Here is a 24,675-nt window from a genome sequence, read left to right as displayed (position 1 = left end):
CCTATTAAGACTTCGTCGCTGTAGCGGGTGCTGCTGCGTTTTGATCGACTTCCTGTGCAGTAACCTGTACGCCTGGCTTAATTTTTTGCAGACCTGTCACGATAACCTTATCGCCACTTTTCAGGCCGTCTGTCACAACCCATTTGTCGCCAATTGCCTGCGTTGTGGTCACAGTACGAAGTTCAACTTTGTTGTCCGCACCAATCACCATCGCCGTTGCATCACCACGTGGGTTACGGGTAATACCTTGCTGAGGAACCAGCAGAGCGTTGTCGTTTACCCCTTCATCCAGACGCGCGCGCACAAACATGCCTGGCAGCAAGGCGTCATTTGGATTAGGGAAGATGGCACGCAAAGTAATGGAACCAGTAGTTTCATCAACAGTCACATCAGAGAATTCTAATGTACCCGGCTGTGAATATTCTTTACCGTTATCCATCAGCAACTTGACCTGGGCTTTACCGTCAACTTGTTTCATTGCACCGTCAGCGAGTTCCTGTTTCAGACGCAGGAAATCGTTGCTCGACTGAGTGACATCAACATAGATAGGGTCCAGTTGTTGCACAGTCGCCAGCGCATTGGTCTGACCGTTAGAAACCAGTGCACCTTCAGTCACAGAAGATTTACCGATGCGTCCGCTGATAGGGGAGGTGACTTTGGTATAAGCGAGATTGATACGTGCAGTTTCAACTGCGGCTTTTGCACTCACTACGGCTGCATCAGCCTGAGCTGCCGTGGCTACAGCGGTATCGTAATCTTGCTTACTGATGTAGTTAGTACCAAGCAGTGGTTTGTAACGGGTGACGGTGAGGCGTGAAATTTGTGCGTTAGCCTGAGCTTTTACCAGATCGCCTTTAGCGCTGTCATACGCGGCCTGATAAGTGGCTGGATCAATCTGATATAAAGAGGTCCCGGCTTTAATGTCGCTGCCTTCAACGAAGTTGCGTTTTAAAATAATACCGCCAACCTGAGGACGTACTTCAGCAATGCGAAAAGCAGCAGTACGACCAGGAAGTTCGGTAGTCACATTTAACGGTGCAGTTTTGAGAGTAACGACGCCAACCTGCGGAGCATGAGGTGCACCTTGTTGAGCTTCTTTATCGTTACATCCTGTAAGTGCTAAGCTTCCGGATAGCATCAGAACTACCGCCAGAGGCGTTAACCCTCTGTTTTTGTTCATAAATAAACCTCAAGTGTCCGATTTCAAATTGTCCAATGGATCACAACATTCCAAATCCATTGCTGCGCTTTTAGTATGTGCGTGCTATGTTACATACATTCAAGAATGTATGTAAATCAAACTCCCCTTAAAGATAAACCTATGGCACGAAAAACCAAATCACAGGCGCTGGAAACCAGACAACAGATTCTGGATGCCGCTGTACGTGAGTTTTCTGCCCGTGGGGTATCGTCGACATCACTGACTGATATTGCGAATGCAGCCGGTGTGACGCGGGGCGCAATTTATTGGCATTTCAGGAACAAAGTGGAACTGTTTAACGCGATCTGGGAAGCCTATGAATCCCGGATAAAAGTGCTCGAAGTAGAGTATCAGACAAAGTTTCCGAATAATCCACTGCGTATTTTACGCGAAATCCTTATTTACATACTGGTCGCCACTGTGACCGATACCCAGCGTAAGGCATTGATGGAAATTATATTCCATAAATGTGAATTTGTTGGGGAGATGACATCAGTTCATGAAGCCCGCAAAGCGCTCTACATGGAAGGGTACGGTAAAATCGAACGTATTCTTGTTCGTTGTATAGAAGAAAAGCAGCTCCCGGAAGATCTCGATACCCGCCAGGCCGCCATTATTCTTCGTGCTTATCTCACCGGACTGATGGAAAACTGGCTTTTCATCCCTGAAAGCTTTGATTTAGAAGGTAATGCTGGCAGGTTTGTGGATACGTATATTGATATGCTTCGCCATTCCGCCTATCTCACCGCTGTAAAATAATGTCTTAATACTTTCCGGTTAATTAATAAGCCTGCAAATATTTACCCCCACCTGATGACTTAATCAACGTGCAAATGTTGTATTCAGATACGCTTTTCCCCTTCCTTTCATCACGAACGCTGCTATTGTCATCTTTATATTATTCATTTAGTAAATGAGCTGACGCAGACGTATGTTTATCCGGTTTTTTGCCGCCTCTTCTGACGTAATTCCAACCATGAAAAGAAATGGGATTTCGCGTTTTTTTATGTTTGTGATGTGCCTCGCACTGCTGGTTATTTCCCTTCCAGGGCAGGCGGCTTCTAATGACATTCCTACCCGTAATGAAGTTCAGAACCAGCTGGATGCGCTGAATCGCCAGAAAAACCTGACGCCGGTCGACAAACTGTCCCAACAGGATTTGATCCACACGATTGAATATCTGGATGCGCTCGACAGGGTGAAACAAGACGCCAGCCAGTTGCAAAAACAGGTAGCCGAAGCGCCGCAGAAATTACGGATGGCAATTGGTGGTCTGGATCAGCTTAAAAACAATCCTAAAGATGATGCAGATAAAGCGCAGCTGTCGGCGCTTTCATTACGTCAGCTGGAAAACCGCCTAAATGATACCCTCGACGATTTGCAATCTTCGCAGGAAGATTTATCGACGTTCAACACCCAGCTGATTTCGCTGCAAACTCAGCCTGAGCGCGTACAGAACGCGATGTATACCTATTCTCTGGCGATTCAGAAGATCCGCAATCAGCTTAACGGCATGTCACCCGGCCAGCAGGATTTACGCAACACCCAACAAAACATGCTGGTTACGCAGCAAGCTTTGCTGAATGCGCAAATCGACTTACAACGTAAAAGCCTTGAAGCCAATACGACTTTGCAGGATCTACTGCAAAAACAACGCGATTACACCAACGCCCATATCAATCAGCTTGAACACACCGCCCAGTTATTGCAGGAAGTGGTCAACGGTAAACGGTTGATTTTGTCCGAACGTACAGCGAAAGAAGCGCAAACGCCGGACGACACCTCGAATATCCAAAATGATCCGCTGGTGGCACAGGAACTGGGGATTAACCGTAAACTCAGCGAACGCCTGATTGCCGCAACCGAAGAAGGCAACCAGCTGGTGCAGAAAAACATCACAGTGAAAAACTGGCTGGATCGTTCGGCGCAGGCTGAACATGACCTTAAAGAGCAGATCACTGTGCTGAAAGGCAGTTTATTACTGTCACGTATTCTGTATCAGCAACAGCAAAACACCACACCACCTTCTGGTCTGGTCACGGACATGAGCACGCGCATTGCTGATTTACGCCTTGAACAGTTCACCATCAATCAGCAACGCGATGCATTATTCCAGGGCGACAGTTACATTCAGGGCGTGGTCGGGAACAGCAAAGAAACGATTAATGCCGATATCAGTGATGCGCTCGATCAGATTGTCGATATGCGCCGCGAACTGCTTGATCAGCTGAATAAACAGCTCGGAAATCAGCTCTCACTGGCCATCAATTTGCAGATTAACCAGCAGCAATTGCTGAGTATCAACCAGTCGCTGACAGAAACGCTGACTCAGCAGATTTTCTGGGTTAGCAGCAACAAACCAATGAACTGGGAATTCATTAAGTCATTGCCGGATGATGTAAAAAATCAGCTCAGCAGCCTGAGTCTGAATATTCCGCCAGGTGAATTAATGATGGGCGCAATACATTCATTGCCGGTCACCCTTCCTTTGCTTGTCGCGATTTTGCTGCTGCTCTGGCGGCGGAAATACATTGATCAGCGCATTGAAAAACTCACCAGTGATGTCGGGCAGCTTAAGCGCGACAGCCAGCTGCATACGCCGCAGGCCCTGTTATTGATGGCTCTGAACGTCTTGCCGGGCGTATTGCTGATGCTGGGTGTGGGCTACTGGCTTTCGCAGTGTGATATCGAACCGAGTGATTTTTTATGGACGCTGGCGCAACGGCTGGCTGTATTCCAGCTGGTCATGGGCTTTTGCTATCGCATTCTTAAACCGGGCGGGATCAACGAGCGGCACTTCAATACGCCTGCGGCGACCTGCGCGCATTATCGCCGGTCTGTCATTCGCCTGAGTCTGGTGATGTTGCCGCTGATTTTCTGGTCAGTGCGTGGTGAAAAAGCCCCGCTTGGTCTGGTGGATGACATCATCGGGCAGGTGGTGATTTTCCTGACGCTGCTTGCGCTGACGGTGCTGGTCTTCCCGATCGCACGGGATGGCTGGCGCGAAAAAGATTCTCACAGTATTCGTCTGGTAGTGGTCACGGCAATTGCGCTGGCACCGGCTTTCCTGGTCGGGCTGGTGGTCACCGGATATTTTTATACCACGCTGCGTCTGGCGGGGCGCTGGATTGACAGTCTTTACCTGCTGATTTTCTGGAACATTATTTATCTCACGGCGCTGCGGGGATTAAGCGTTGCAGCACGGCGTCTGGCTTATCGTCGTGCGCTGGCTCGCCGTCAGACAAATGCCGCGAAAGAAGGCGCTGAGGGCAATGAGCCGGTTGAAGAACCGCAGATCGGGCTGGATCAGATTAACCAGCAGTCGCTGCGTCTGACCACCATGGGGCTGTTCTTTATCTTCGCGACGGTGTTTTACTGGATTTGGTCGGACCTGCTGACGGTGATTTCGTATCTGGACAGCATTTCACTCTGGCATTATTCCAACACCGTGGCGGGCGCAGTGACTCAGCAAACCGTGACGCTGGGCAATATGCTGCTCGGTTTCCTGGCTGTGATTGTGGCGTATGTTTTGACAAGAAACCTGCCGGGGCTGCTGGAAGTTGTCGTGCTCTCACGGCTGCAATTGCGGCAGGGGACGTCGTATGCCATCACCACTATCCTGACTTATTCGATCACGGTGATCGGAGCAATCACGGCGCTCGGTTCGCTCGGGGTTTCGTGGGATAAATTACAATGGCTGGTGGCGGCACTGTCGGTCGGGCTGGGGTTTGGTTTGCAGGAAATTTTTGCAAACTTTGTCTCGGGTCTGATTATCCTTTTCGAACGCCCGGTACGTATTGGCGACACCGTGACCATCGGAACATTTTCCGGCACGGTCAGTCGTATCCGTATTCGCGCAACGACCATTATCGATTTTGACCGCAAAGAAGTGATCATTCCGAACAAAGCCTTTGTGACGGAACGGCTGATCAACTGGTCGCTGAGCGATACCGTGACGCGCGTGCTGATCAAAATTGGCGTGGCGTACGGTTCAGATCTGGATAAAGTGAAAGAGATCTTGTTACAGGCGGCGCATGAAAATACCCGTGTGATGAGCGACCCGGCACCGCTGGTCTTCTTCCTGAATTTTGGTGCCAGCACGCTCGATCATGAACTGCGAGTCTATGTGCGTGAACTGGGTGACCGCAGTTATACCGTCGATGAGCTGAACCGCAGCATTGATAAACTTTGCCGCGAGAACGACATCAATATCGCCTTCAATCAGCTGGAGGTGTATCTGCATAATCAGAACGGCAGCGAGGTTCAGGAAGTTAAGCGCGTGTTGAGACAACCGGGTGATGAGCCGGATGCGTTGTCTCAGGGCCAGGGATAATCGGGCAATTCAGGGGAATGGGAAGGTCCCCTGATACAATCAGCCGGACGGCTTAAAGATAGCTGATCGACAGCGTGCTTTTGCTGTTTTTCAGCTTTTCCTGATAATCGCGTTGTACGATTTCCAGTGCTGCAAGAGCGGTTTCCGGTGCAATTTCGTTGCACTCAAGCAGATAGATCAGATCAACAGCAAGCTGAAGTTCGGGAGGCGCATTTTCTACGGACATATTGGCCAACATTATTATTAGCAGGTTTTGGACTTACCATTATAGATAAGAAAATGCCGGGCCTGAACGCCTGATTAAAAAAATGTGATAAAGATTCAAAAACCTTTTTCCTGCCTCTCGATTTGCCTCTCAATTTTGGCTAGCGCCTGACGACAACGCATTAAGCGTCCTTCCAGTGCGGCCAGTTCCTTTTGCACCCGCTGCTGATCGCTGAATGTGGCGAGTTGCCCCAGCGTGGTTTCCCGATCTTCAATCATGGCAATCAGGCGACGCTCGAACTGCTGAGTTTCCGCCAGTTTGGTATAATTATCATGACTTTTGCGTTCCGGTGTCTGATGCGTTTTACGCAGCGTTTGCGTAGCCAGTTCCCGCTGCATAGCGGTGATTTGTGCCACCAGTCGCTCGGCGATAAACGCCACCTGCGCAGAACGTTTCTCAACCACTTCCTGATTCAGTTGCTGTAAATTCACCTTAATTTCTGCCAGATAATCGCGCAGACGGGTGCCTTTGGTTGAAAAAAGGGCGATATCAAACCGGGCCTGCGAAGCAGAAACATGGCCGATGGGTTCGATTTCCCGCGCCAGAGTTTCTATCTGCTGATCAAGGACATGTAAAATTCGTTCAGTGCTCACAGGTTATCTCCATTAATGACATTCATAGCTTACCTGCAACCGGCGGTTATGACACCTTCGCTGCACTTGTATAAACTGTGGGGCAGATTTTTCTGGCAATTTGTGCGAATCAAAAGGAACTGCATGAAGCGCATATTACTGATTATGGTCGGCTGGCTGAGCGTGGTACTGGCCACGCTGGGCGTGGTGCTGCCACTTTTGCCCACCACGCCGTTTTTACTGCTGGCTGCCTGGTGTTTTGCCCGTTCATCGCCACGCTTTCATCACTGGCTGCTGCATCGTTCATGGTTTGGCAGCTATTTACGTCACTGGCACGCGCACCGAGCGTTGCCGAAAGGAGCGAAACCCAAAGCCGTTGCGCTGATTGTGATCACTTTCTCGATTTCGATCTATTTTGTCCCGCTATTATGGGTACGCATTTTATTGGTTTGCATGATGTTTGCGTTATTGATCATGATGTGGCGATTACCAGTGGTTGACCTTGAGCAATAAAACAGGCGATCATGTCCGGCTGCGGGTTGCTTTTTAAAGCAGCTTTGCATAGATTTGGGCATCTCGTACGTCGGTGCGCTCCCAATTTCCTTCCTTGAACGACATGCTTTAAAAGGGCATGACGGGGGACATTTGACCGCCCGCGTTTAAGTATGAACAGCAGCTTTATCAGGCAATTAACATTATGACCGCTACCGCACAGCAGCTACAGTTTATTAAAGACAGTATCAAGACCATTCCTGACTATCCGAAGCCAGGCATACTGTTCCGTGACGTCACCAGCTTGCTGGAAGACCCAAAAGCTTACGCTGCAAGCATTCAGTTACTGGCCGATCGTTACCGCGATGCGGGTGTCACCAAAGTGGTGGGCACCGAAGCACGTGGTTTCCTGTTTGGCGCTCCGGTTGCGCTGGTTTTAGGTGTGGGTTTTGTTCCCGTGCGTAAACCGGGTAAATTACCGCGTGAAACCATCAGCGAAACCTACGATCTGGAATACGGCACTGACAGCCTTGAGATCCACACTGATGCCATTCAGCCGGGTGAAAAAATTCTGGTGATTGACGACTTGCTGGCAACGGGTGGCACTATTGAAGCCACCGCGAAACTGATCCGCCGTCTGGGTGGGGAAGTGACTGATGCAGCATTCATCATCAATTTGCCGGATCTGGGCGGTGAAAAACGCCTGAACGATTCCCATATCAACTGCTACAGCCTGGTGTGTTTCGACGGGCACTGATTCGACGTTTGCAGTGTGATGTAAAAAGGCCCCGCCGTTCACGCGAGGCCTTTTTGTTTTCAGCGCGACTCTTTTGCGCTTTCTTCTGTCCAGACCACCATCACTTTGTCGTCACCGTGCTCGCGGCTGAAGGCGTAATATTGCGTCGTCTGCTGTGATTTCTGAGTGCCCGCACCGATTGCCGGATGCTGCTCTCTGAATTTCCCCAATTTTTGCCAGTGCTTCAGCAACGCCTGTTTTGCGCCGTTCAGCTCATTCCAGTTCATGTCCGATCGCGTTCCCTGTAAAGGGTCTGATCCCGTCGGGCCGAACTGACGTCCGCTTTCATCACCGTAATAAATCTGCACCGCGCCCGGTGCCAGCAGTAAAAGATCCGCTGCACGTTGTTGCAGGGGAACCGACCCTTTGGCGTCATCGGCGAAAAACAATCGGGTATCGTGTGACGAAAGATAACTTAGCACATTGAAATCCTGCATTTTCTCCGCCATCAGCTGATACGTGGCGTCGATACTGGCAAAACAATTCAGCGCTGCCGAAGCCTGATCCTGAAAATCAAAGTTGATCATCGCATCAAAGCCGTTGGCGTAATAATCACTTTTCATCACGCCATGGCCCCAGGCCTCACCCGTCATCCAGAATGGTGCGTCGTCCAGCGCCTGGGAAGGATTGGCGGCTTTCCACTGTTTCAACGCCTCGGCAGAACGGGCTTTCAACAAAGCCAGCGTCGGTTTCTCCACATGCTTGGCGGTATCGACGCGGAAACCGTCGATGCCGTAATCGCGCACCCACTGACTGAGCCAGGTCACCAGATAATCGCGCGGCGTGGCGTCCGGGATTTCACGGGCAGCGGTATCCGGTTTGTTGCGATAGAAAACGGGCAGGCCGCTGGCCTGTGTGGACTCAGTTTTAATATCCGGCAGGAACGCCAACGACATGGTCAGATCGTCATAACCGGGTGAGTCATAATCTCCGATGTCGGTGCGGATCCATTTTTTGCCCCACCAGGTGCTCCAGGCGTTTTTGTCGCTGAAATTGATGTAATCATTAAAACTGTGCCAGTTCTGGCCGGGGCCGGGTTTCCAGTCGGTCCAGTTTTTGCCCAGCGTTTTTTCGATTTCACTGTCTTTGAGATACAGCGAGCCGAAATGGAACGTTTGCATATCCGCCAGCGTGGCGTAACCGGTGTGATTGACCACCACGTCAAACAGAATGCGGATCCCGCGTTTGTGCGCTTCGCTGACCAGCTTTTGTAAGTCTTCGCCGGTGCCCATATTGGCGTCGAGTTTTGTCCAGTCGAGCGTGTAGTAACCGTGATAGGCATAATGCGGGAAATCACCTTTGGTGCCGCCGCCTACCCAGCCGTGGATCTGCTCCAGTGGCGAACTGATCCACAAGGCGTTCACGCCCAGTTGTTGTAAATAATCCAGCTTGCTGGTCAGCCCGGCCAGATCGCCGCCGTGGAAAGTGCCGATTTCCTGCATTCCGTCACTGTGTCGGCCATAGCTGTGATCGTTATCCGGATTACCGTTCTCGAACCTGTCGGTCAGAACGAAATACACCGTGGCGTTCTGCCAGCTGAAGGTGGCGGGCGTTTTACGCGCGGCGGATTCAAGCAACAGCAAACCGCCGCTGGCCGGATCGGGCGTCATCGTAATGTGACCATTAGCAACCTGTACGCTCTGGCCGGAATAAAAATCCCGCACTGTTTCGCCATCGCTAAAAGTACCGGAGACATCCACAGTCAGCGGTTTGTCGTCCCGGCGCGGACACGTTTTTGCTACCGCCGCGACAGCTTCCTGCGCCGTTTTCAGGCTCAGCTGAAGTGTGGGTGTGCCACTGCGGGTATCAATTCGTACCTGATAATCGCCCGCGCGAAACTGCTTCCAGTTCACCGGCGGATGACTTTCGCAGGGTTGCAGCGACAGCATCTCATTGAGTTTTACTGCGTCAGAAGGCTGCCAGCACTGATTGTCCTGATGTAATTCCAGCTGGCGCTGGCCTTTGGACAAAGTGGCATTGCTGGTGAATATTCCGCTGACCGGTTCGGCAAAGGCAGGGAAGCCTTCCAGCGCCCAGCTAGCGTGTGCGGCGGGGGAAACGAGCAGTAATAAAGGCAGGGTCAGGTATTTCATGGCTCTCCTTACGCGGGGCAGGAAGCATTATCAGAACAGAGGTGAATTGAGTGTAATCAGTGCGCAAAAATTGCCCTCATCCCTGAACGCGAAAAGTCAGGAGGAGGACGAAGGGGGAGAAACTGCGGCGCAGTACCCGAAAAGTAAAGTAATAGGAATGATGGCGACCCTGCTGGTACACTAAGAAGTGGCAGTCTGGCGCGGGCATCATTATGCTTACCCTTCTGTCTGTGATTCGCCGACCCGCGCAGAAAGTCGGGTTAAACGATGTTTTTTCGTGTATCGTCAAATTATTCATTATAAATCAACGATGAAGTGTTAATGAGCTATCAGGTTCTTGCCCGTAAGTGGCGCCCCCAAACTTTTGCCGACGTCGTCGGACAGGAACATGTGCTGACCGCGCTGGCCAATGGCCTGTCGCTCGGGCGCATCCATCACGCTTACCTGTTTTCCGGTACCCGCGGCGTGGGGAAAACCACCATCGCCCGTCTGCTGGCCAAAGGGCTTAACTGCGAAACCGGCATCACATCAACGCCTTGTGGCGTCTGCGATAACTGCCGTGAAATTGAGCAGGGCCGATTTGTCGATCTGATTGAAATCGATGCTGCTTCCCGCACCAAAGTCGAAGATACCCGCGAACTGCTCGATAACGTGCAATATGCACCGGCGCGTGGCCGCTTCAAAGTTTACCTGATTGACGAAGTACACATGCTCTCGCGTCACAGCTTCAATGCGCTGTTGAAAACGCTGGAAGAGCCGCCTTCGCACGTTAAATTCCTGCTGGCGACCACGGATCCGCAAAAACTGCCGGTCACGATTTTATCGCGTTGTTTGCAGTTCCATCTGAAAGCCTTAGATCCGGAACAGATACGCAAACAGCTCGACAATGTATTAACTCAGGAAACCATTGCCACTGAACCGCGCGCGCTTCAGCTGCTTTCCCGTGCTGCCGACGGCAGTATGCGTGATGCACTGAGTCTTACCGATCAGGCGATTGCCATGGGGCAGGGCGCCGTCACTACCGAAACTGTGGCACAAATGCTCGGTACGCTGGACGACGAACAGCCGCTGGCGATGCTGGAAGCGCTGGTCAGCGCCGATGGCGGTCAGATGATGGCTCAGGTTGAACAGGCCGCGTCCCGTGGCGTGGACTGGGAAAACCTGCTGGTTGAGACTCTGGCGCTGCTGCATCGCATTGCAATGGTTCAGCTGTTACCGTCGGTGCTCGATAACCATTATGCGGCGATCGAACAGCGTCTGCGGGAACTGGCGCGTGTTATTCCGCCAGCGGACGTGCAGCTTTACTACCAGACAATGTTGATTGGCCGCAAAGAGCTGGCCTATGCGCCGGACAAACGTATGGGCGTTGAAATGACGCTGCTGCGTGCGCTGGCCTTTCATCCGAAAGTGATTATTGCTGAACCGGCTCCGCAGCCCGTCGCGGCACCGGCCTATACTGCGCCACAGGTGCCGTCGCAACCGGCAGTGCCGCGCAATGCACCGCCGCAGCAAAACTACAATGCTCCTGCGCCACAGGGCAATGCAGAACCGGCCGCCATGCCCGATTCCACCGCGCAACTTTTACAGGCGCGAACACAATTGCTCAGGCAGGGGAGTACCACCCCAAAAAAAGCTGAGCCGGCAGCGCCAGGAAAAGCGCGGCCGGCAACCTCAGCACTGGAGCGCCTCGCTTCGGTGACTGAACGTGCGCAGACATTGGCGGTGAAGAAAGAACCTGCCGCGCCGGTAAAAGAAGAAGCGTATCGCTGGAAAGCGATGATGGAACCGGAAGAAGCGCCGGAACCGGTGGCAACGCCCAAAGCTTTGCGTACCGCGCTGGAACATGAAAAATCGCCGGAGCTGTCTTCCCGTCTGGCGGAAGAAGCGATTGAACGCGACGAATGGGCGGCTGAAATCAGCCGGATGCCCCTTCCTAAACTGGTGCAGCAACTGGCGCTGAATGCGTACCGTGAGCAACCGGAGCCAGGCAAAATTTGCCTGCACCTGCGTTCTTCACAAAGGCATCTGAATTCTCCGTCCGCGCAAAAGGTACTGACGGACGCCTTATCGGCATTGCATCAGACGCCGGTTGAACTCACCGTGCTGGAAGATGATAATCTGGCGGTGAAGACGCCGCTGGAATGGCGACAGGCCATTTATGAAGAAAAACTGGCGCAGGCGCGTCAGTCTATTATTGCGGATAACAACATTCAGACGCTGCGCCGTTTCTTTGACGCTGATCTGGATGAAGAAAGTATCCGCCCAATTTAAACGCCGCGATTGTGACGCGGCCATTGCTGAGAGAGAAGACTATGTTTGGAAAAGGCGGCATTGGTAACCTGATGAAACAGGCCCAGCAAATGCAGGAAAAAATGCAACAGGCTCAGGCAGAAATCGCTCTGCTGGAAGTGACCGGTGAGTCAGGCGCTGGTATGGTGAAAATCACTATCAACGGTGCACATAACGTGCGTCGCGTTGAAATCGATCCAAGCCTGCTGGAAGACGATAAAGACATGCTGGAAGACCTGATCGCTGCGGCGTTCAACGATGCAGCACGTCGTATCGAAGAAACTCAGAAAGAAAAAATGGCAGCCGTTTCTGGCGGCATGCAGTTGCCACCAGGCTTTAAGATGCCGTTCTGATGCAAACCAGCCCTCTCCTTGAGTCTTTAATGGAGGCGTTGCGTTGCCTGCCGGGCGTTGGCCCGAAGTCCGCGCAACGTATGGCATTCCAGCTGCTGCAACGTGATCGCAGCGGTGGAATGCGGCTGGCGCAGTCTTTAACGCGTGCCATGTCTGAAATTGGCCACTGTGCCGATTGCCGTACTTTTACCGAACAGGAAATCTGTACCATTTGCGCCAATCCACGGCGTAAAGAAAATGGTCAGATTTGCGTGGTGGAAAGTCCGGCTGACATCCATGCGATAGAACAAACCGGTCAGTTTTCTGGTCGCTATTTTGTGCTGATGGGCCACCTGTCACCGCTGGATGGTATCGGGCCAGACGACATTGGCTTGGGCCGTCTGGAAGAGCGCCTTGAAAGTGAAAGCATTCAGGAAGTGATTCTGGCGACCAATCCGACGGTCGAAGGTGAAGCGACCGCCAACTATATTGCTGAAATGTGCGGCCAGTTTGGCGTGCTGGCGAGCCGTATCGCGCACGGTGTGCCGGTCGGGGGCGAACTGGATATGGTTGATGGCACCACGCTGTCCCATTCCCTCGCCGGGCGTAATCCCTTCCGGTTCTGACTGTTATGCGGGCGCAGTCTTCTGCGCCCGTTTTATTCTATCCCTCTGCATTTCTTCTTAAATATTTCTTCCTGCGCTTGAAAAGCCTGACATATAACCCCACTTATTCTTCAGCGTCTGATTTGGTCAATAACAGTATCTGGATTGAGGTAATTTGATGAGTATGAAAGGACAAGAGACACGTGGCTTCCAGTCTGAAGTAAAACAACTGCTTCATCTGATGATCCATTCTCTGTATTCAAACAAAGAAATTTTCCTGCGCGAGTTAATCTCTAACGCCTCGGATGCCGCTGATAAACTGCGTTTCCGCGCGCTGTCTGCGCCGGAGCTTTATGAAGGTGACGGCGAGCTGCACGTTCGTCTGGCGTTTGATAAAGAAAAACGCACCCTGACGCTGAGCGATAACGGCATCGGTATGAGCCGCGATGAAGTCATCGATAACCTCGGGACTATCGCGAAATCCGGCACCAAAGCGTTCCTGCAATCTGTGGGTTCTGAGCAGGCGAAAGACAGCCAGCTGATTGGTCAGTTCGGCGTCGGGTTCTATTCTGCCTTCATCGTGGCCGATAAAGTCACTGTACGCACCCGTGCAGCCGGTGCCAGCGCGGAAGAAGGTGTGTTCTGGGAATCTGCCGGTGAAGGTGAGTACACCCTGGCGGACATCGAAAAAGCCGACCGCGGTACCGAAATTACCCTGCACCTGCGTGAAGATCAGGACGAATTCCTGGATGACTGGCGTGTGCGCTCCATCATCAGCAAATACTCTGACCACATTGCGCTGCCGGTTGAAGTCGAAACCCGCAACGAAGAAGACGGCACCGTTACCTGGGAGCAGATCAACAAGGCTCAAGCCCTGTGGACCCGCGGTAAATCGGAAGTCACCGACGAAGAATACGTTGAGTTCTACAAACATATTTCCCATGATTTCAGCGATCCGCTGAGCTGGAGCCACAACCGTGTGGAAGGTAAGCAGGAATACACCAGCCTGCTGTATATCCCTTCACAGGCGCCTTGGGATATGTGGAACCGCGACCATAAACATGGCCTGAAACTCTATGTTCAGCGCGTATTTATCATGGACGAAGCCGAGCAGTTCATGCCGAACTACCTGCGTTTCGTTCGTGGCCTGATAGATTCCAACGATCTGCCGCTGAACGTGTCCCGTGAAATTTTGCAGGACAGCCGCATTACCCAGAACCTGCGCAGTGCACTGACCAAACGTGTTCTGCAAATGTTGGAAAAACTGGCGAAAGACGATAACGAAAAATACCTGCAATTCTGGAAACAGTTTGGTCTGGTATTGAAAGAAGGTCCGGCAGAAGACGGCGCGAATAAAGAAGTGATCGCTAAACTGCTGCGTTTCGCCAGCACCCGCAACGACAGCAGCGAGCAGACTCTGTCGCTGGAAGAGTATGTGGCGAGCATGGTGGAAGGTCAGGACAAGATTTATTACATCACTGCCGACAGCTACGCCGCCGCGAAGAGCAGCCCGCATCTGGAACTGTTCCGCAAGAAAGGCATTGAAGTCCTGCTGCTGTCTGACCGCATCGACGAATGGATGATGAGCTATCTGACAGAATTCGATGGCAAAGTCTTCCAGTCCGTCAGCAAAGCCGATGACACACTGGACAAACTGGCTGACGAAAGCGAAGAGCAGAAAGAAGCTGAAAAAGCCCTGGAACCGTTCGTTGAGCGCGTGAAAACGCTACTGGGTGAGCGTGTGAAAGAAGTGCGTCTGACGCACCGTCTGACTGACACGCCAGCCATCGTTACCACCGGTGCTGACGAAATGACGACGCAGATGGCAAAACTGTTTGCTGCTGCCGGGCAGGAAGCGCCGGAAGTGAAATATATCTTTGAGCTGAATCCGGAGCACGCGCTGGTGAAACGTGCATCTGATGTGGCTGACGAAGACCAGTTCAGCGAGTGGATTGAGCTGCTGCTGGATCAGGCGTTGTTCGCAGAACGTGGCACGCTGGAAGATCCAAACCTGTTCATCCGTCGTATGAACACGCTGTTACAGGCGTAATTAACTGAAATAACACTGAAAAGGGCGTCGTGAAAACGAGGCCCTTTTTTTATGGTCACACTGTTTCCTGCTGCGTTAACCTTGTGCCCGAAGGGGTTGTTCCTTGAGCTAAAGTGCTCAGAATGGTAAGGTTGACCCGTTTTCGAAATTCATAATAATTACATGCAAGGGGATTTACGCAATGCGTATCATTCTGCTGGGCGCTCCGGGCGCAGGTAAGGGTACTCAGGCTCAATTCATCATGGAGAAATTTGGTATTCCGCAAATTTCTACCGGTGATATGTTGCGCGCCGCTGTTAAGGCCGGAAGTGAGCTCGGCAAGAAAGCAAAAGAGATTATGGATGCCGGTAAACTGGTAACCGATGAACTGGTTATCGCACTGGTGAAAGAACGTATTCAGCAGGAAGATTGCCGTAAAGGTTTCCTGTTAGACGGTTTCCCTCGCACCATTCCACAGGCTGACGCTATGAAAGAAGCGGGCATCAGCGTGGATTATGTGCTGGAGTTTGATGTGCCAGACGAACTGATCGTTGATCGTATCGTTGGCCGTCGCGTACACCCTGGTTCTGGCCGCGTGTACCACATCCAATACAATCCACCGAAAGTGGAAGGCAAAGACGATGTGACTGGCGAAGAACTGATCACCCGTAAAGATGATCAGGAAGAAACTGTTCGCAAACGTTTAGTGGAATACCATGAGCTGACTGAGCCATTGGTCTCCTACTACGGTAAAGAAGCGGAAGCGGGTAACACCAAATACGTCAAAATTGACGGCACACAGCAAGTTTCAGCTGTGCGTGACGAACTGGCTGCAATCCTGAGCTGATCGTCTTTACTGCGCGCTATCACGGGGTGACTTCGGTCGCCCCGTTTGTTTTTCTGCACCAACACATCTGCCGTTTGAAGTATGAAGGGTATTAATAACAATTCGCATTGATAGCTACTGCCGTTGTTCCGATCCTCTTTGATTTCGTTACAATGGCCTGCGCCTCTTTTCAGCATCACAAACGGCAGTATCACAAAACGGTGGCGCCCATCATTTTTCACACGGCTTCAATGCCTTAAATTTAGGATATTCAGCATGACGCAGACTAAATTCGGTGTTCTCCTGGTCAATCTCGGAACACCGGAAGCACCGACTCCGCAGGCCGTTAAAAAATATCTGGCTGAGTTTTTGAGTGATATCCGCGTCGTGGATACGCCCCGTCTGCTGTGGTGGCCTATCCTGAATTTTGTGATCCTGCCGCTGCGTTCTCCGCGCGTTTCCAAACTGTACAAAGCGGTCTGGATGGAAGAAGGCTCGCCGCTGATGGTGTACAGCCGTCGGCAGCAGAAAGCGCTGGCAGAACGCCTGCCGGGCACGCCGGTTGAACTGGCGATGAGCTACGGCAAACCGGGGATGAAAGAACCGATTGAAAAACTGCTGGCGCAGGGCGTGACGAAAATGGTGGTGCTGCCGCTGTATCCGCAATATTCGTGTTCGACCAGCGCCGCGGTATTTGACGGCGTGGCGCGCGTACTGAAATCTCAGCGCCGCCTGCCTTCACTGAGCTTTATCCGCGATTACGCCACCCATCCGGCGTACATTTCTGCGCTTAAAGCCAGTATTGAACGTTCCTTTGCTCAGCATGGCGAGCCGGATCGTCTGGTGCTGTCCTTCCACGGCATTCCGAAGCGCTTTGTCGCTGAGGGCGATGACTATGAACAACGTTGTCGCGATACCGCACAGGCGCTGACCGATGCCCTGCAACTGCCGTCGGGCAAAATAATGCTGACCTTCCAGTCGCGCTTTGGCCGCGAGCCGTGGCTGACGCCTTATACTGATGAAACGCTGAAAGGTCTTCCGGCTCAGGGCGTTAAGCATATTCAGATCCTGTGCCCTGGTTTTGCGGCGGACTGTCTGGAGACGCTGGAAGAGATCAAAGGCGAGAATCGTGAGATTTTTATTCATGCAGGCGGCGAGCGCTTCGAATATATTGACGCCTTAAACGACCAGCCGGAGCATATCGATCTGCTGCAACAACTGGTCACTCAGCACTTCTGAATGAAGTCTGATTTTTTTGAATTTCCCGAGAATAATGAATGAAATTTCCTGGTAAACGTAAGTCTAAACACTATTTTCCGGTCAGCGCGCGTGACCCTCTATTGCGTGATTCTATGTTGCAGGAAATGCAGCCGGAATCTGAAGCGGGGACATCGTACATCGTCGGGATCGACCAGACGCTGGTGGATATCGAAGCGCGCGTGGATGAAAATTTTGTGGCCCGTTACGGCCTGACGCCGGGTGAATCCAATATTCTCGACGATGAAATGTCAGAAGCGCTGTATCAGGAACTGATGAGCCAGCAGCTGATCACTCATCAGTTTGCGGGCGGCACCGTCGGAAATACGTTGCACAACTACTCCGTGCTGGCCGATGACCGCTCAGTGCTGCTGGGCGTGATGTGTAACAACGTTAAAATCGGCGATTATGCTTACCGCTATTTGTGCAACACCTCCAGCCGCGTGGATCTTAACTTCCTGCAAGGCGTGGACGGTGCAATTGGCCGCTGTTTCACACTGATCAGCGATACCGGCGAGCGCACATTTGCTATCAGTCCGGGCAAAATGAATGAATTGCATTCGTACAGTGTGCCGGAAGAGGTGATTGCCGGGGCTTCCGCGCTGCTGCTGACGTCGTATCTGCTGCGCAGCAAACCGGGCGAGCCGATGCCCGAAGCCACCATGCAGGCCATTGAGTACGCGAAAAAATACCATGTGCCGGTCGTGTTAACGCTGGGGACGCAATATGTCATCGCCGATGATCCGCAGGCATGGCGCGATTTCCTGCGGGATCACGTGTCGATTCTGGCGATGAACGAAGATGAAGGTTTTGCACTGACCGGCCTGAAAGATCCGCTGATGGCGGCGGATAAAGCGCTGGACTGGGTGGATCTGGTGTTGTGCACTGCCGGACCGAACGGCCTGTTTATGGCCAGTTATACCGAAGAAGCCTTCAAACGCACTACTCAGCATCCGTTGCTGCCGGGCGCGATTGCCGAATTTAATCAGTACGAATTCAGCCGCGCAATGCGTCGTGAATGCTGCCAGGATCCGTTGAAGATTTATTCTCACATCGCACCGTATATGGGCGGACCGGAAAAAATCATGAACACCAATGGCGCGGGTGATGGTGCGCTGTCTGCACTGCTGCATGACATTGCGGCCAACGGCTTCCACCGCACTTCCGTGCCGAATTCCAGCAAACATTCCCGCGAGTATCTGACCTATTCCTCACTGGCGCAGGTGTGTAAATACGCCAACCGCGTGAGTTATCAGGTGCTGAACCAGCATTCTCCGCGCCTGACGCGTGGTTTGCCGGAGCGTGAAGACAGTCTGGAAGAGAGTTATTGGGAACGATAAACGTTGCCGGAAACGAAAAGTGAAAAGGGCGGGGATTAAATCTCCCGCCCTTTTTTTCAGCCTGACTGCACCTGATTCCTTCCCGATGTTTTCGCACGATACAACGCGTCATCCACCCGTTTAAACAGACTGGTAAAGTCTTCGCCGGTTTCGTACTGCACCACACCGACGCTCACCGTCATCGATGGCAGATCCGGCTGGGCAAACTGGTTTACGGCTAAGCGCAGCGCTTCTGCCACATGCAATGCGCCTTCCAGACCGGTCAGCGGCAGCAAAATCAGAAACTCTTCGCCACCCCAGCGAAACACGGTATCGCTTTCGCGGATCCCCGTTTCCAGCGTTCTCGCCAGCATCACCAGCGCATCATCGCCTTTGTTGTGACCATACTGATCGTTAATTGCTTTGAAGTGATCGGCATCGACCAGCATCAGACTGAAATTATGTGTCCGCTGCGGATTTTGCGTCCGCGCATTCTCCACCAGTTGCATAAACTGGCGGCGGTTGCCTAATCCGGTGAGCGGATCGCGTAGTGCGGCGTGTTCCAGTTCCTGCTCAAGACGCTTCTGCTCGGTAATATCGTGAATAATGCACAACATCAGCCGGACGCCATCCACGTCAACGGGACCGGCATAGGTCTGCACATGGCGCAGATTTCCGTCCGCCAGTTTATGCACGAACGTCAGCGGTTTATGTCCGCCGGGCAGGCGGGCGATTTCATGCATCACGGGCAAAACGTCCTGGCCCATCGCATTGATTTCCCAGGTATGCCTCATGCACATTTCGTCGCGTGAATAACCATAGAATCGCGTTGCTGCCAGATTCGCATCCACAATTTGCCCGTTGTTATCCGGGTCGATCAGCAGCATCGGCGCGGTATTGGTCTGGAAAAATCGCTCATAGAAACCGCTTTGGTCTCGGCGGTAAGGTCTGGCTTCGCTGAGGAAAGAGCCAGACACCGGCACATTGGCCGCTGAGGTATGCGTTCCCTCAAACACGATAGCCGGTTCCTGCACGCCAAACTGCGCGAGCGACAGGCGACAACTGAGCGGAAAGGCGCGGCCTTCTTTGTGGATGGTCCAGATTTCTATGACCTGATCGCCTTTCTTCAGATGCGGCAGATAGGACTCGAGGCATTGCAGAGAATGGACGGAGAACTGACCGTTGCGCAGCGGTGCCAGCAGACTATTCCCCGCCAGCTTTCTGGCCGCTGTATTGGCGAAAAGAATTTGCTGGTTATGTACTGAGACCACCCAGACTGGCGTGCTCAAAATGTTTAACGTTTCCAGATGGGATAGCAACATCGCAGTACCGGTCAATTTTTGGCATAAAAATAGAATACAGCGAAATGATCAGATTTGGCGTTTTTTATGTCGCGCAAGTTAAAGGAATTTTGCGCAGGAAAGGGAAGGGCGCAGCCAACATTCTGCGCCCGCATTTCAGAATCTGATCAGACAGGACAAAATGGCCGTTTTTCGTCTTCGGTCATTTTGTCGATTTGCAGCATGTCCACCATACTGTTGGCGATTTCCCGCTCTCCCATCACCACGCGATCCGCGCCGCGCTCCATGATGTAGGTGACTTCATCGTCATAATGCGCACGGGCGATAATCTCAATATTAGGCCGTTTGGTACGGGCTGACGCCACGATTTCCCCGGCTTCGTAACCATTTGGAATGGTCACCAGCAGCCAGCGGGCGCAATCAAGACGCGCCAGATCCATCACTTCCTGATTGGCGGCATTGCCCAGCACCGTACTGATCCCCTGATCGCGCAGTGCTTCGACGCGCGGACGCGAATTCTCAATCACCACCAGCGGAATACCGGCAGCCTGAAGTTTCTCGCCGAGCAGGCTGCCGACGCGACCATAACCGACCAGCAGCGCGTGATTGCACAAATCGAACGGGATTTGCTTCTCGTCTTCCACAGCTTCTTCAATGCTCTGATCTTCAATGGTTTCCGTTTTTGCCAGATACTTTTCAAGCAACGTGAATAGCAACGGGTTAAACATAATCGACAGAATGGCTCCCGCCAGCACCAGATTACGGCCATGCTCCGACAGTAATCCGAGCGAAATTCCCAGACCCGCGAGGATAAAGGCGAACTCTCCTATTTGCGCCAGACTGACGGAAATTGTTAGAGCGGTGCGTTTGGAATGCCCGAACATTTTTACCAGTAGGAACGCCGCGATGGATTTACCGAACACGATAATCGCCAGCGTCGCAATCACGGTCAGCGGTTCGCGCACCAGAATCATCGGGTCAAACAACATGCCGACGGAGACGAAGAACAGCACCGCAAATGCATCACGCAGCGGTAAGGTATCGTGCGCCGCACGCTGGCTGAGTTCGGATTCGTTGAGCACCATACCGGCGAAGAACGCGCCGAGGGCGAACGACACATCAAAGAATTCTACTGCGCCGTAAGCGATGCCCAGGGCTAATGCCAGAACAGACAGTGTAAACAGTTCGCGCGAACCGGTACTGGCCGTTTTAGCGAGGATCCACGGCACGACGCGGCGACCGACCACCATCATCAGCACCATGAACGCAATCACTTTGCCGATGGTCACCGCCAGCCCGGTCAGCAGTTCGACCGGGCTTGAGTGATGGCTTTCCAGCATACCGCTGAACGCGGGCAGCAGAACCAGCGTCAGCACCATCACCAGGTCTTCCACAATCAGCCAGCCAATGGCAATTTGTCCGCGCTGGCTTTCAATCAGTTGCCGTTCTTCAAGCGCACGCAGCAGCACCACGGTACTGGCGGTCGACAGACATAGCCCGAACACCAGTCCGGTGGCCAGATCCCAGCCCATCAGACTCGATAAACCCATCCCAAGCAGCGTCGCTACCGCGATTTGCGCTACAGCGCCGGGAATGGCTATCGACTTTACGGCGAGTAAATCTTTCAGAGAAAAATGCAGACCGACGCCGAACATCAGCAGAATGACGCCGATCTCAGCCAGTTCCGGTGCCAGCGACGTGTCAGCAACGAAACCGGGCGTAAAGGGGCCGGCCAGCACGCCAGCGGCGAGATAGCCAACCAGAGGAGATATTCGCAGGCGGTTGGCAAGCATTCCTAACAGGAAAGCCAGTACCAGACCGCCAACGATGGTAGTGATGAGAGGCGTAGAATGATGCATTCAGACTCCTTCTGGTTATGCATAAAGCAAATATGTTGCTGATTGTTTCTAAGTTTATGGTAAAAATCGTCTCGGCGTTGGGGAATTTTGGCCTTTTTTATCAAAAATCATCAGCAGACGATAAAAAAAATTCCAACGCAGGATTTAAATGGGTTTTATCAGGAAGATATCAAGAGAATAAGGGGTTCAGACGCTGCCGATATTTAACTATCGGCAGCCGGGAAGGAAAGGTTAAAGGCTATTTACGTTCTATATTCGGCAGGAATGCGGTCAGGATCCCGAGCAACGGCAGGAAGGCACAAATCTGATACACCAGCTCGATGCTGGTTTTATCTGCCACATAGCCGAGAACCGCAGCGCCCAGCCCGCCCATACCAAAGGCCAGACCGAAGAACAGACCGGAAACCATACCGACTTTGCCCGGCATCAGTTCCTGAGCAAACACCAGAATCGCCGAAAATGCCGAGGCCAGGATCACGCCGATAATCACGCTCAGCACGCTGGTCCACATCAGATTGGCGTGTGGTAAAAGTAGCGTAAATGGCGCGACGCCCAGAATTGAGGCCCAGATGACGTATTTGCGCCCAATCCTATCGCCCACCGGGCCGCCGATAATCGTGCCCGCCGCGACGGCAAACAGAAATATGAACAAATGGATTTGCGCGTTTTGTACCGACACACCAAATTTATGAATCAGGTAAAAGGTGTAATAGCTGCTCAGGCTGGTCAGGTAGAAATACTTCGAAAACACCAGCACCAGCAGAATACCCAGTGACATCGCCACCGTTTTACGCGGCAGCACAGTGATATTGCTGCTCACCGGCCCCCGCTTTTTGGCGATCTGATTTTGCTGTCGATACCATTTGCTGATTTGCAACAGCACCACAATCCCCAGTAATGCTGCCAGCGAGAACCATGCGACGTTGCCCTTTCCGTAAGGCGCGATAATCAGTGCCGCAAGCAACGGCCCGAGTGAAGAACCGAAGTTGCCTCCGACCTGGAACAGCGACTGCGCCAGCCCGTGACGTCCGCCGGAAGCCATACGCGCCACGCGTGAAGATTCGGGATGGAACACCGAAGAGCCTGTCCCGACCAGCGCCGCCGCCAGCAATACCACCGGGAAACTCTGCGCGACCGCCAGCAACAGAAGGCCGGAGAGCGTAAAGCCCATGCCGATTGGCAAGGAATATGGCTGCGGATGTTTGTCGGTGTAATAGCCGATCAGCGGCTGTAGCAGCGACGCAGTGATCTGATAGGTCAGGGTAATCAGCCCGATCTGCGTAAAGCTCAGGGAAAACTCGTTTTGCAGCAACGGATAAATCGCCAGTATCAGCGACTGAATCATGTCATTGAGCAGGTGGGAAACGCTGATAGCCGCCAGAATAGAAAATGCAGTCTTTTTGACTGCGTCTTTCTGCGGGGTTTCTGGCGTAGCTATATTGTCAGTCATAGCAGGCATGCCTTTATTATATTAGGAGTACAGATATTCTGGCCGTCAGTCGATTTTAGCGATATCAGCAAACTGGCCTTTGAGTAAACGGCAAAGATCGCCTGCCGACAGTTCAATATCAAGCCCGCGTTTACCGCCTGAAACATAAATCGTCGAAAATGCCTGCGCCGGACTGTCGATCACCGTTGGCAGCAGTTTTTTCTGACCCAGCGGACTGATGCCGCCAACCAGATATCCGGTGACGCGCTGGGCAATCGTCGGATCTGCCATATCGGCTTTTTTGGCTTTCAGGGCTTTGGCGACTTTTTTCAGATCCAGCTTCGATGCCACCGGTGTGACGGCTACGGCCAGATTTTTGGCATCGCCGTTGAGTGAAACGAGCAATGTTTTATAAACCTGGCGCGCATCCAGCCCGAGTTTATTCACGGCTTCGTCGCCAAAATTCGTTTCATCGCTGCTGTGTTCGTAAGGGTGAAGGGTAAAGCTGACTTTGTTTTTTTCCAGGAGGATGACCGCGGGTGTCATGATTACCGCCTATTTTATTTACTTTTTTGTTCGGAAAATCGTCATCAGCTCAATCTGATGAAAACAAACAATAAAGTATGATTACTGAGCGAGGAAGAAATAGTAGAGCAATGAATGGTTATTGCCAAGACCCGCCGCAGATTGATACCCTGTGCGCGCCGGTGCTGTGCCTGCAAAGGCCGGTACTGAAGCTATAACTAATAAAATGAAATTCCTCTTTGACTGGCCGATAGAAATATCGGCCATTTTTTTATCCTTTGAGTAATTCCGGTAAATTCCCCTCGCCGTACAAATGCAGTGCACCAACGGCTACCACGTAGTTTCCCGCAGGTAAGTCCAGCAGCTGTTTTTTCCAGCGCACATTTCGCTGATTCATCAGCACATCATATAAATCACTGCTGAACGTATTCGGCAGTTGTTCGACCGCCAGCCCCGGTTTGGTGTCCAGCCACCAGCTGATCATAGTTTGCAGCAGGCGGGCGTTGGTGTGCCAGTGCGTCAGGGTATCTTCCAGCAGCCCCAGTCCGTCGTCAGGAAGTTGTTGCAACAACGCAAACTGCTCCTCTGGCCCTTCAAGTTCAATGACCGGGGTTGCCTGCTCTTTGGCGGTCTGCAATAACTGATAATCGATGCCGTAATTTCCGCGCAGCCCAAGACGCTGCGCCTGCGTGGCCTGTAACATCAGCGCGACCTGCCATGAAGGCAAAGGATTGAGCGTCCACATTGAAACACCGAGTTCTTCGCATAAGCGTTCGACGTGCAGATATTGGGATTCAGGAAGGCGTTCGGACAGCGGAGGAAATTCTCCGGTCATACTGAAAGGGGAATCGGTGCCGCTGATATCCGCCTCGACAATCAGCGCATCGGCTTTTTTCAGGCGGCGCAACAATTGGGCAGGCAGCGGTTGCATATCCTGCGTGCCCATATGAATGCTGCCAACCAGATGCAGAAATCGGTTGCCGGGGAGCCGGATATCAATAGCGGGATAGGAATACTCTGCGGGGAACAGCTGACGAAGCCAGCTGAATGCCCGGTTTAAGAACGGCGCCATAATGCAGGGTCTCCCGAAAAATGAGAGACCATGCTAACGCGCCTGCGGTTTAGCGAACAGAGGAAACGTCTTGTTTTTTC

Annotated in this window: 21 protein-coding genes and 1 other annotated feature; of the genes, 11 read left to right on the top strand and 10 right to left on the bottom strand. The window is 52.3% G+C overall.

Features of this window, described 5'->3' with window-relative positions:
• Positions 1–4: 4 nt before the first annotated feature.
• Complete coding sequence (locus D5398_RS03830; RefSeq protein WP_120132735.1) at positions 5–1,180, bottom strand: efflux RND transporter periplasmic adaptor subunit; 1,176 nt, start codon at positions 1,178–1,180, stop codon at positions 5–7.
• Between the two features lie 141 nt (positions 1,181–1,321).
• On the opposite strand from D5398_RS03830, the gene acrR reads away from it, so the two are divergent.
• Both acrR and mscK read left to right on the top strand, forming a co-directional pair.
• Positions 1,322–1,960, top strand: a complete 639-nt coding sequence (gene acrR, locus D5398_RS03825) for a multidrug efflux transporter transcriptional repressor AcrR (protein ID WP_120506403.1) — start codon at positions 1,322–1,324, stop codon at positions 1,958–1,960.
• Between the two features lie 217 nt (positions 1,961–2,177).
• Entirely contained in the window at positions 2,178–5,534 is a 3,357-nt protein-coding gene (mscK, locus tag D5398_RS03820) for a mechanosensitive channel MscK (protein ID WP_415838485.1), read from the top strand.
• 52 nt (positions 5,535–5,586) lie between these two features.
• Here the strand turns inward: mscK and rsmS are convergent, their stop codons facing one another.
• Complete coding sequence (gene rsmS / locus D5398_RS03815) at positions 5,587–5,760, bottom strand: pleiotropic regulatory protein RsmS (RefSeq protein ID WP_015690305.1); 174 nt, start codon at positions 5,758–5,760, stop codon at positions 5,587–5,589.
• Between the two features lie 95 nt (positions 5,761–5,855).
• Positions 5,856–6,392: a primosomal replication protein PriC gene (gene priC / locus D5398_RS03810; RefSeq protein WP_120506401.1), complete on the bottom strand. Its 537-nt coding sequence runs from the start codon at positions 6,390–6,392 to the stop codon at positions 5,856–5,858.
• Positions 6,393–6,515: 123 nt separating this feature from the next.
• Between priC and D5398_RS03805 the strand changes: the two genes are divergently transcribed.
• Positions 6,516–6,884, top strand: coding sequence for a DUF454 family protein (locus D5398_RS03805; RefSeq protein ID WP_120506400.1), 369 nt, complete (start codon positions 6,516–6,518; stop codon positions 6,882–6,884).
• 184 nt (positions 6,885–7,068) lie between these two features.
• Positions 7,069–7,620 (top strand): adenine phosphoribosyltransferase, encoded by a 552-nt coding sequence (gene apt, locus D5398_RS03800; protein ID WP_120506399.1) that lies wholly within the window; start codon positions 7,069–7,071, stop codon positions 7,618–7,620.
• A 59-nt stretch (positions 7,621–7,679) separates the two neighbouring features.
• Here apt and D5398_RS03795 read toward each other — a convergent pair whose 3' ends face one another.
• The gene (locus D5398_RS03795) at positions 7,680–9,752 is read right to left on the bottom strand and encodes an alpha-amylase (protein WP_120506398.1); all 2,073 of its coding nucleotides are present in this window, start codon (positions 9,750–9,752) and stop codon (positions 7,680–7,682) included.
• 321 nt (positions 9,753–10,073) lie between these two features.
• Here D5398_RS03795 and dnaX point away from each other — a divergent pair, with 321 nt between their 5' ends.
• The 7 genes from dnaX (at position 10,074) to D5398_RS03755 (ending at position 18,430) form a co-directional block, all read left to right on the top strand.
• The gene (dnaX, locus tag D5398_RS03785; RefSeq protein WP_120506396.1) at positions 10,074–12,023 is read left to right on the top strand and encodes a DNA polymerase III subunit gamma/tau; all 1,950 of its coding nucleotides are present in this window, start codon (positions 10,074–10,076) and stop codon (positions 12,021–12,023) included.
• Positions 11,359–11,423: a sequence feature (DnaX frameshifting element), on the top strand. It overlaps the preceding gene by 65 nt.
• 41 nt (positions 12,024–12,064) lie before the next feature.
• Positions 12,065–12,394, top strand: coding sequence for a YbaB/EbfC family nucleoid-associated protein (locus D5398_RS03780; RefSeq protein ID WP_120506395.1), 330 nt, complete (start codon positions 12,065–12,067; stop codon positions 12,392–12,394).
• Entirely contained in the window at positions 12,394–12,999 is a 606-nt protein-coding gene (gene recR / locus D5398_RS03775) for a recombination mediator RecR (RefSeq protein ID WP_120132727.1), read from the top strand. The genes D5398_RS03780 and recR overlap by 1 nt, the downstream gene beginning before the upstream one ends.
• Positions 13,000–13,162: 163 nt before the next feature.
• Positions 13,163–15,028 carry a molecular chaperone HtpG gene (gene htpG, locus D5398_RS03770; RefSeq protein WP_162940720.1) on the top strand — a complete coding sequence of 622 codons (1,866 nt, stop codon included), beginning with the start codon at positions 13,163–13,165 and terminating at the stop codon, positions 15,026–15,028.
• A gap of 181 nt (positions 15,029–15,209) precedes the next feature.
• Positions 15,210–15,854, top strand: coding sequence for an adenylate kinase (gene adk, locus D5398_RS03765; protein ID WP_120506393.1), 645 nt, complete (start codon positions 15,210–15,212; stop codon positions 15,852–15,854).
• A gap of 255 nt (positions 15,855–16,109) precedes the next feature.
• Entirely contained in the window at positions 16,110–17,072 is a 963-nt protein-coding gene (gene hemH, locus D5398_RS03760; protein WP_120506392.1) for a ferrochelatase, read from the top strand.
• Positions 17,073–17,110: 38 nt separating this feature from the next.
• On the top strand, positions 17,111–18,430 hold the full coding sequence (locus D5398_RS03755; protein WP_120506391.1) for an inosine/guanosine kinase: 1,320 nt from the start codon (positions 17,111–17,113) through the stop codon (positions 18,428–18,430).
• A 56-nt stretch (positions 18,431–18,486) separates the two neighbouring features.
• Here D5398_RS03755 and D5398_RS03750 read toward each other — a convergent pair whose 3' ends face one another.
• The 6 genes from D5398_RS03750 to D5398_RS03730 all read right to left on the bottom strand — a co-directional run bounded on the left by D5398_RS03750 (position 18,487) and on the right by D5398_RS03730 (position 24,595).
• Positions 18,487–19,731 (bottom strand): sensor domain-containing diguanylate cyclase, encoded by a 1,245-nt coding sequence (locus D5398_RS03750; RefSeq protein WP_120506390.1) that lies wholly within the window; start codon positions 19,729–19,731, stop codon positions 18,487–18,489.
• 146 nt (positions 19,732–19,877) lie between these two features.
• Entirely contained in the window at positions 19,878–21,569 is a 1,692-nt protein-coding gene (gene ybaL / locus D5398_RS03745) for a YbaL family putative K(+) efflux transporter (protein WP_120506389.1), read from the bottom strand.
• A 238-nt stretch (positions 21,570–21,807) separates the two neighbouring features.
• The gene (locus D5398_RS03740; RefSeq protein ID WP_120506388.1) at positions 21,808–23,019 is read right to left on the bottom strand and encodes an MFS transporter; all 1,212 of its coding nucleotides are present in this window, start codon (positions 23,017–23,019) and stop codon (positions 21,808–21,810) included.
• 45 nt (positions 23,020–23,064) lie between these two features.
• On the bottom strand, positions 23,065–23,544 hold the full coding sequence (ybaK, locus tag D5398_RS03735) for a Cys-tRNA(Pro)/Cys-tRNA(Cys) deacylase YbaK (protein WP_120506387.1): 480 nt from the start codon (positions 23,542–23,544) through the stop codon (positions 23,065–23,067).
• 81 nt (positions 23,545–23,625) lie between these two features.
• Entirely contained in the window at positions 23,626–23,790 is a 165-nt protein-coding gene (locus D5398_RS25420) for a hypothetical protein (protein WP_162940712.1), read from the bottom strand.
• Positions 23,791–23,794: 4 nt separating this feature from the next.
• Positions 23,795–24,595, bottom strand: a complete 801-nt coding sequence (locus tag D5398_RS03730) for a TraB/GumN family protein (protein WP_120506386.1) — start codon at positions 24,593–24,595, stop codon at positions 23,795–23,797.
• Positions 24,596–24,675 lie beyond the last annotated feature (80 nt).

This window comes from Rahnella bruchi (genome assembly GCF_003614975.1).
GTDB classification, from domain to species: Bacteria; Pseudomonadota; Gammaproteobacteria; order Enterobacterales; family Enterobacteriaceae; genus Rahnella; species Rahnella bruchi.
The sequence above is the reverse complement of the archived record's forward strand: the minus strand, read 5'-3'. Positions and strand labels throughout refer to the sequence as shown.

Bases quoted from the DNA above. Each gene is read 5' to 3' on its own strand.
- D5398_RS03830 (WP_120132735.1), bottom strand. From the start codon at position 1,180: ATGAACAAAAACAGAGGGTTAACGCCTCTGGCGGTAGTTCTGATGCTA.
- acrR (WP_120506403.1), top strand. From the start codon at position 1,322: ATGGCACGAAAAACCAAATCACAGGCGCTGGAAACCAGACAACAGATT.
- mscK (WP_415838485.1), top strand. From the start codon at position 2,178: ATGAAAAGAAATGGGATTTCGCGTTTTTTTATGTTTGTGATGTGCCTC.
- rsmS (WP_015690305.1), bottom strand. From the start codon at position 5,760: ATGTCCGTAGAAAATGCGCCTCCCGAACTTCAGCTTGCTGTTGATCTG.
- D5398_RS03805 (WP_120506400.1), top strand. From the start codon at position 6,516: ATGAAGCGCATATTACTGATTATGGTCGGCTGGCTGAGCGTGGTACTG.
- apt (WP_120506399.1), top strand. From the start codon at position 7,069: ATGACCGCTACCGCACAGCAGCTACAGTTTATTAAAGACAGTATCAAG.
- D5398_RS03795 (WP_120506398.1), bottom strand. From the start codon at position 9,752: ATGAAATACCTGACCCTGCCTTTATTACTGCTCGTTTCCCCCGCCGCA.
- dnaX (WP_120506396.1), top strand. From the start codon at position 10,074: ATGAGCTATCAGGTTCTTGCCCGTAAGTGGCGCCCCCAAACTTTTGCC.
- D5398_RS03780 (WP_120506395.1), top strand. From the start codon at position 12,065: ATGTTTGGAAAAGGCGGCATTGGTAACCTGATGAAACAGGCCCAGCAA.
- recR (WP_120132727.1), top strand. From the start codon at position 12,394: ATGCAAACCAGCCCTCTCCTTGAGTCTTTAATGGAGGCGTTGCGTTGC.
- htpG (WP_162940720.1), top strand. From the start codon at position 13,163: ATGAAAGGACAAGAGACACGTGGCTTCCAGTCTGAAGTAAAACAACTG.
- adk (WP_120506393.1), top strand. From the start codon at position 15,210: ATGCGTATCATTCTGCTGGGCGCTCCGGGCGCAGGTAAGGGTACTCAG.
- hemH (WP_120506392.1), top strand. From the start codon at position 16,110: ATGACGCAGACTAAATTCGGTGTTCTCCTGGTCAATCTCGGAACACCG.
- D5398_RS03755 (WP_120506391.1), top strand. From the start codon at position 17,111: ATGAAATTTCCTGGTAAACGTAAGTCTAAACACTATTTTCCGGTCAGC.
- D5398_RS03750 (WP_120506390.1), bottom strand. From the start codon at position 19,731: ATGTTGCTATCCCATCTGGAAACGTTAAACATTTTGAGCACGCCAGTC.
- ybaL (WP_120506389.1), bottom strand. From the start codon at position 21,569: ATGCATCATTCTACGCCTCTCATCACTACCATCGTTGGCGGTCTGGTA.
- D5398_RS03740 (WP_120506388.1), bottom strand. From the start codon at position 23,019: ATGACTGACAATATAGCTACGCCAGAAACCCCGCAGAAAGACGCAGTC.
- ybaK (WP_120506387.1), bottom strand. From the start codon at position 23,544: ATGACACCCGCGGTCATCCTCCTGGAAAAAAACAAAGTCAGCTTTACC.
- D5398_RS25420 (WP_162940712.1), bottom strand. From the start codon at position 23,790: ATGGCCGATATTTCTATCGGCCAGTCAAAGAGGAATTTCATTTTATTA.
- D5398_RS03730 (WP_120506386.1), bottom strand. From the start codon at position 24,595: ATGGCGCCGTTCTTAAACCGGGCATTCAGCTGGCTTCGTCAGCTGTTC.